3 protein-coding genes and 2 tRNA genes are annotated in these 6,193 nt (G+C 54.0%); all 5 read left to right on the top strand.

Features of this window, described 5'->3' with window-relative positions; translation table 11 throughout:
* The first annotated feature begins 128 nt into the window (after nt 1–128).
* A tRNA-Thr gene (locus VGN12_07215) sits at nt 129–203 on the top strand.
* A gap of 330 nt (nt 204–533) precedes the next feature.
* Nucleotides 534–1,739: an SIR2 family protein gene (locus tag VGN12_07210; GenBank protein HEY4309225.1), complete on the top strand. Its 1,206-nt coding sequence runs from the start codon at nt 534–536 to the stop codon at nt 1,737–1,739.
* On the top strand, nt 1,736–4,471 hold the full coding sequence (locus tag VGN12_07205) for a hypothetical protein (GenBank protein HEY4309224.1): 2,736 nt from the start codon (nt 1,736–1,738) through the stop codon (nt 4,469–4,471). The genes VGN12_07210 and VGN12_07205 overlap by 4 nt, the downstream gene beginning before the upstream one ends.
* Nucleotides 4,472–5,408: 937 nt before the next feature.
* Nucleotides 5,409–5,483, top strand: a tRNA-Thr gene (locus VGN12_07200).
* A gap of 269 nt (nt 5,484–5,752) precedes the next feature.
* Nucleotides 5,753–6,193: MFS transporter (locus VGN12_07195; GenBank protein ID HEY4309223.1), on the top strand; the 441-nt coding region annotated here is incomplete at its 3' end.

The following is a 6,193-nucleotide window of genomic DNA, read 5'->3' as shown; positions in this document are numbered from 1 at the left end:
TTTTAGTCATACCGGCATTATCCGTGCACCGCCTCAGATCGCAAGCAGGCTTTGCTTGCACCGGTGGGGGTCGTATGGCAGTTTCCGCCGCGTTCGCGCCGGGCTATGCGTCCCATTCGCGGAAATTAGCTGCCTTAGCTCAGTGGTAGAGCACCTCATTGGTAATGAGGAGGTCGAGTGTTCAATCCACTCAGGCAGCACCATCTTTTTGGCAGTATTCCGAACCGCTCCCCGGATTCCCCCCCGTCTCATAATACAAAGGTCAACCCTTATGAGACGCACTCTCTGTCTCGGCCAAACGTGTGTCTGGCGTATACCCAATCGATGCAATGATTGTGCTGGTGGTTAAAGTCGATACTTTCGCACACCCTAGCTGGCGTTCTCGTCAAACAGACCGTTATGCGAATTGTTCATTGCGGCCCGCTTAGACGGGTACGGGGGACTTCATTCGACCGGAATTACTTAGATACCCGCACGAAATTTTTTGTAGTTTCCCCAAGCGCATTTGAAGCAGAGCAAAATCGCAAACAGCAATGCCAGACCCCAATATCAAAGATCGCGTCATATCGTTAGGGCCTGGGCTAGCAGCAATTCCAGAGAGGCTGCTACTAGCGCACGCTCGCGGTGAAGTTTTGTTTATTGCGGGCGCTGGCATATCTCGTCCGGCAAACCTTCCAGATTTTCGAGAGTTGGTTCTCGCCGTCTATGCCGACCTCGACACCGCAACACATGCGGTCATGTCTCGTATTCCAAGGACGGCGTGCAACAACTGGGACACAGACTTAAGCGGTCTTAACAATTTGCAGTCTGCCGAGGTGCGTCGGTTCATCGTTGGCGACTATGACGTCGTTCTAGGTTTGCTCGAACGCAGGATGGACGGCCAAGACAGTGGATCGGGCAGCGTTCGGAACACTATTGCAAACAAGCTTCGACCTGCCGGAGTTCGGCCAGCGCCCATCCATCGTTCATTGATGCGGCTCGCAGACCGTGGTGGCGTGCAGACAATTGTAACCACCAACTTTGATTTGCTTCTAGAGGTCGCTGCACGAGGATCGCGCCCACCTGTCCAAAGTTACGCGCTCGGAGGGATTCCCCGGCCAGGGCGGAGGATGAGTTTTGCAGGCGTGCTTCACATTCACGGGGCGCTAGAACCTGATCCCGCACGCATCTCCGACTTGGTTGTATCCGATCAAGACTTCGGTGAGTTCTACCTGCGCCGTCGGACCGTTCCAGATTTTATCTATGATGCAGCTCGACTATTCCACTTGGTTCTCGTTGGCTACAGCGCCAATGATCCACCAATGCGGTATCTGCTAAATGCCGTAGCGGCGGATGGCACACGATTTGACGACTTAAGAGAACGATTTACTTTTGTTGGAGCGAATGCTCCCGACCCAATTGGCCTAGAGGACTGGAAGGGAAGAGGGATAACTCCGATAAGTTACAACGTAGAGAACGAGCACAGCGCGCTTAGCAACACTCTTGACCGTTGGGCGCGTCTGTCTGCCATCAACGGCAAGCGCAAGTTTGTCGATGCCGCAGTAAAGCGAATCGTCAAATCCGCTCGCGCTACTTCGTCCGACGCCGATAGAGATTTATTTGATCACCTGTTTAGGCGAAGCGACACTAACGAACGCGTACGACTAGCGGCCGTCGCCTCACGCAACAAGGCGGACCTCGGTTGGCTCGATGCCATATCCGCAACTGCTGCCGAATCCGATCAAGAGCGGCGCCGATGACACCGAGATGGACGAACCTAACCGACCAAGAAAGGGGCGCACACCGAGCAGCGATTGCGTTTCTAGAGGACAGACTATGCGACACATCAACGGTCGATTGGGCACTACATCTAAGTCCTAACGACAAAGCTAAACGAGCTGCATTACTTGATTTATTGGACGGAGCCAGAGGGACAAAAATTGGCGAACCTTGGCGTTCCGCATGGCGTCTAATTGAGGAAAGCTGGAACAACTCGACCGGTGATGATCTCTCGCACACCAAAGTTTACGATATTAAACACCGACTTGAAGACGGAGACAGGTCTGGCATTACGGTCGCCGCAATTACGCAATTGGTAGCGCCTCGCCCTAATATCGAATCGTTTTCCAACTCTCGGCGCTTCCTAGTCAAGCGTCCGAAACACGTAAAGTCGGTAGAACAATTATTCTCAGTTCGACTTACGAGCGGGCGGCTCATTGACCCACACCTAATCGGTCTACAAAAAATTGCGGATGTTCCATTTTTTGGAGAACTAGCTAATGCCCTCGACGCCGTGGTGGTTTCCGGTCTCGACATCGCAAGGCGGTTTGGATGGAGCGAAAATAAACAATTATGGCGCATGGGCCACCTCCACCGCGTTTACTACGTCGCCAAACGCGATAGCGATGGTAGCGACCACGATCCCGATGAATTTGAACGTGGAATAGCGCCGTCTGTGAAGCTTTTGCACTATGTTGTGTCCCACCTTGCTGAAATCGATCTGGCAAGTGCGACCCGACACACTCAACGTTGGAAGCAACTAGCGTCACCTCTGCACCTACGGCTTTGGGCCGCCATATCACGAGATTCGCGGATTACCGTTGCAGACGAAGTTGCTCAATTTCTTTTGTCCGCAGCCGACCAATACTTCTGGGATCAAAATATTAACCCAGAAATAGCAGAGGTCCGCGCTTTGCGGTTCGCCGAGTTCTCAGCAACTGATCAAAGGGCCATCATAAAGCGCATACGAAAGCGCCCACCCCGCAGTCAGTGGCCTCGCAGTTCAGAGGCAGACCTCCTCGAAAACGCCCGTACCTATTGGGCAGTCCGCGAGTTACGACGCATACAAATTGCTGGGGCAACGCTTCCTGCACTTGATAATAAGTGGCTATCTTCTGAGATTGGCAAATTTCCTGAACTAGCCAACATGTCTCGTGTCGATGATGGCTTTATGGGCGGAGCTACCGTTCAGTGGGTTTCGCCAAAGCCGGACGCTCGATATGACCTTATGATTGGCGAACACCGCCTGAAGACGCTCGAATCTGCACTAACGTCGGCGCGTATCGGATGGAACGATGATCCTGCCGAACGGGCATCGGACTGGATCAGGCAGAAGGGGAACTATCAAAAGATTCTGGCTGATTTGGAAACCTTGCCCGACGGTGGATCAGCCTTCGCAAAAATATGGAATAGATTTGGTTGGGCACATTCACCGATTGACCAAGGCAACATTGAGGATTTGCTACAGCCGTCCGAAATCGACAGAGTTTTGTTGCAACTTATTAAGCTACAAGATTCCACCATCAGCAATGCCATTGACGGAATATCGAATTGGCTTTCGACATGGAAACAACTGCTTGCAACTCGTCCAGACGGCTTGGTGATGTGGCACAGAGTTTGGCCCCTCGCTGTTCGAGCCACTAACGAAAGGAAACCTACCACTGAACAAACCGACCTCCAGACGGTTGCCCGCACGACGAACGATAAGGAACCATTAGACCTAGACACGCTAAATACCCCGGCAGCCAAGCTCGTGGATGTATTTTACGCACGATGTCCGACAATTCACGGCGAAGAACACCCATTCGCGGTCGATGGCTTGTTAAAAGCTATGCGCGATACAATTATCGCGGCTCCCGGCCGTGCAGGTCTAATCGTCAAGCATCGCTTAATTGGGAATTTGAACTATTTTCTTCGTGCGGACGAAAACTGGACAAGAGATCATCTGATAACACCACTAATGTCTGAGAATGTTGAAGCACTCGCTCTATGGCGCGCAATAGCTCGGCAAACGCACTTTAACAAAGTGCTGACGATCATAGGCAGCGCCATGACCGAGCGCGCGACCGATCCACGACTAGGACGCGAAACACGACAGTCACTAGTGTTCAGCCTAGTAATCGAATGCCTTAATTCTCTGCGGGACGCTCGCACCCCAGCCGTTCCGTACGCTCGCATCCAACAAATGATACGCACCATAGACGATGAAGTGCGAGCACATGGAGCAAATGCAATACAACGATACGTACGTGACGTCTCAGCAAAATCCGAAGATGATTCTACACCACCATCCGCCGAAGAACTATTTAGGTTAGCTGCTCGACCATTTCTTCAACAAGTTTGGCCACAAGAACAATCGCTTTCAGCACCGGGAACTAGTCGCGCCTTCGCCGATCTACCTGCAACGGCTCGGGACGCATTTGCGGAAGCTGTAGATACGATTGAGCGGTTTCTCGTACCTTTTGAATGTTGGTCAATGCTCGACTATGGATTATACGGCGACGAAGACGGAGAGCCGAAGCTTGCCAATATCGACAATGCGGCTAAGGCGTCCGCATTCTTGCGGCTTCTTCATCGAACAATCGGCACTACGGAAACTTCGACAATTCCGATGGACCTCGGTGAGGCTCTAAATCAAGTTCGCAAGGTCGCACCTAGTTTGGTTGAAACGCCGATATTTCGTCGTCTCGCAACGGCCGCACGGCGAGTCTAGAAATGGCCACCGTAGTTCGTTGTAGGTAGTTGATGCGGAGAAAGGACGTTGCGGCAGAAGGTGTCAGAAGCTAGATAGGTCAGTGAGGAGACATTCGTTTCCCTAACCCGCGGTGTTAGCCCCTTCGGCATTGGCATTCTGGAAATGGTGGACGCCCCTGTCAACGCCACCAAGCCTTACGACGCTTGACCCGGTTGTTGTGCTACAACGCCTCGTTACCAGTGCCCCTGTTCGTGTTGATGCGTTACCCCACGAACACGGCATCTATGCTCTGCATAATCATGCAGGAGCGATTCGTTACATTGGGATAACCAAAGCGGACAAGTACGGCTTTTATGGCCGGATCAACAACCGACATGTAAGCGGGTCGGAAAGCCGAAGTCACAAGTTCTCTCACGCATACAACACTGGCCGCTTATGGCGAGCCAACAAAGATGATCGCCCCGACGCTCGCTTGGCGAAAAACTTGCGTACAGCACTAGTCAGGCGACATTGCCGCGCAACATTTCTGAGTTTGCCACCCGCGCTCTGGGTTGAACTGCCAGAATTGGAAATCGCGGTACAGGCTATAGCGCCCGCAGGCATGTTTGATTGGGGTGGCAAAAGGGGCTTCATCTGCCTGCCCGAACCGACACAGCTCGTTGACGCACTGCTGGACGAACTCTGCTTCACACCTGAGCAACGTGCTGCGGTGGACCGACAGGCCGCGTTACATGCAACCAGCCAGTTAGCCTCCGTTTAGATCGAGCAGGCACACCTGTACGGCTGCGAAACGGTAGTAGCTGCCCAACCGCGCCGTCAGAAAGCAATACACCTAGCTGGACACGCTTCCCGGATTTTCCCTGGATTTGGGTGCCGGTTAGCGCCGTTCGGTGCCTGCTTGAGCTTGATGTTACGGAGGCGTTTAGCTACTAACCCGCTGACTTATCAGCACAAAGCTGCCTTAGCTCAGTGGTAGAGCACCTCATTGGTAATGAGGAGGTCGAGTGTTCAATCCACTCAGGCAGCACCATCGCTTCCGACCCCCGCAGTTTTCCCGGCGCCTTCTCTGTAAGTTCTCGCCTTGGTTGACGGGCAGCCATGCAGCGGCTTGCGGCATCTTGCCCACATCGTGGGGCGGTGCGATCAATCCGGCAACGGGTCGCGCCAAAAATCCCGATTACAGAGGAAACGGAACGCGCCGCCTGTCGCGGCAATCGACATCGACACGAGCAGTGACAGCATGCCATCGGGGCGATGGCGCGCGCGTCCAAAAACACTGACAACAATGCGGGGCACATCATGACGACAACGAATACGACGGCGGCAAAGCAAGGCTGGTACCGCTGGGTACAACTGGCGCTCGGCATCTTGTGCATGGCCGCGGTGGCGAACCTACAATATGGCTGGGCGTTGTTCGTCAATCCGATCGATGCCGCGCATGGCTGGGGCAAGGCGGCGATCCAGGTCGCCTTCACCATTTTCGTCCTGACCGAAACCTGGCTCATTCCGTTTGAAGGTTATGTCGCCGACCGTTTCGGCTCGCGCGTCGGTGTCATTTTCGGCGGCGCCCTGTGCGGCATCGCCTGGTGGATGAATTCGTTCGCCGCCTCGCTCACCATTCTTTACATCGCCGCCGCGATTGGCGGCCTCGGCGTCGGCGCGGTCGTCAGCAGCTGCTTCGGCAATGCGCTGCGCTGGTTTCCCGACCGCCGCGGACTGGCCATGGGCCTCACCGCGTCG

It is taken from the genome of Pirellulales bacterium, assembly GCA_036499395.1.
GTDB lineage: Bacteria > Planctomycetota > Planctomycetia > Pirellulales > JACPPG01 > JACPPG01.
This window is presented reverse-complemented; position numbering and strand designations above follow the sequence as displayed.